The 1,450-nt window shown below is 76.5% G+C and carries 1 protein-coding gene and 1 pseudogene; both read right to left on the bottom strand.

The window, feature by feature from the left end; genetic code table 11:
• On the bottom strand, positions 1-859 hold an 859-nt coding region (locus tag G5C51_RS41955; RefSeq protein WP_165246179.1), incomplete at its 3' end, for a sensor histidine kinase.
• 69 nt (positions 860-928) lie between these two features.
• Positions 929-1,450, bottom strand: a pseudogene (locus G5C51_RS41950) (hypothetical protein); the annotation flags it as partial.

The following is a 1,450-nucleotide window of genomic DNA, read 5'->3' as shown; positions in this document are numbered from 1 at the left end:
CCCGTACCCGCACCACCACTTCCGCCCCCGCCGCCCTGGTCCGCTCCACCAGCCCCTCCAAGTCCCGCGCCAGCGACGGCGTCGGAGCCGGCGCCGTACCGGGCGCCGCCTCGCCCACCCGCAGCACTCCGAGCACCCCGTCCAGCTCCGCCACCGCATCCCGCGTAGCCGACTCGATCGCCTCCAGCGCGCTCCGTACGAACTCCGGGTCCCGGTCGAAGACTTTCCGCGCCGCGCTCGCCTGCAGCGTCACCGCGCTCAGCGCGTGCCCCACCGAATCATGCAGCTCACGCGCCAGCGCATTACGCCGGGCCAGATCCGCCGAACGCGCCTCCGCCGCCGCCAGCCGGTCCGCCGGCGTCGGGCCGAGCAGCGCCGGGGCGTAGCGGGCCAGCAGTGCGCCCGCCCCCGCCGCCACCCCGACGAGTGCCGCGAGGAACGCCACCCCGATCAGCGGCGCCGTCCACAGCGGCACGTCGAGCAGGCCGAAGTCCCGCCCCTCCTCGTCCCGCAGCGACGGCGCGAACGGCAGCACCACCAGCACCCACGCCATCGGCGGCACCGCCAGCGTCACCCCGCTGACCAGCCCGCCGACACCCACATGCAGCGTGAACCACCCCGCCGTCCGCCGCCGCGCCGCCCACGACCGGTCCGTGCCGGACGCATCGAGACCGGGCGCGCACAGCGCCCGCGCCGCCGCCGCCTCCAGGGGCCGTACCAGCGGAAAGGCGAGCCCGGTCGCCGCGACCGCCGGCAGGCTCAGCCCATAGGCGGCGAACTGCCAGCCCATGTGGGTGACGGCGTTCGCATCCGGCCACACCAGCCCCACGAACACCGACATCAGCAGGAAGTACGGCATCAACAGCGCGCCGCCGAGCAGCAGATGGACCCAGCGGAGCTGGAGGGTGCGCAGCACGGGGGCGCCGCCTCAGCCCGCGGCCGGTCGCGCCGGTCGCACCGCGCGCGACTCCCGCCGCTCCGCGAGCAGTTGCGCGCCCAGCAGCAGGGTCAGCGTGCCGGTGATCATCTCGCCAGCGTAGGCGAGATTCATCGCCTGCGTGGGCTGATCGCCACCGCCGGGCGCCGAGTCTCCGGCCAGCGTGATGACCAGCAGGTACGCCGCCCACGCGGCGATCGCCGCCCCGCCGGTCCAGCCCAGCGCCACGGCGGTACGGACCCGTGCCCGCGGCCGCAGGGCCGGGAACGCGGCGAGCAGCACCCCGGCCGCGGCGGTCAGGGCGAAGACGCCGGTGAGGGCGGTGTTGAGGCGGTACGCGGCGGTCTGGTCCGCCACCACCTCGGCGGAGAGGCCGGCGTCCACGCCCGCGGCCCACAGCCCGTTGACGCCGGCCACCGCCAGCGCGAGCAGCGCCGCGACAACCGCGAAGGTGCGCCGCACCTGGGCCGCCGGACCTGTGGCTGGCAGCTCCCCGACCCGCCCCCGCAGCAC

Origin of the sequence: Streptomyces coryli, assembly GCF_011044975.1 — a bacterium.
Taxonomy (GTDB): Bacteria; Actinomycetota; Actinomycetes; order Streptomycetales; family Streptomycetaceae; genus Streptomyces; species Streptomyces coryli.
The sequence above is the reverse complement of the archived record's forward strand: the minus strand, read 5'-3'. Positions and strand labels throughout refer to the sequence as shown.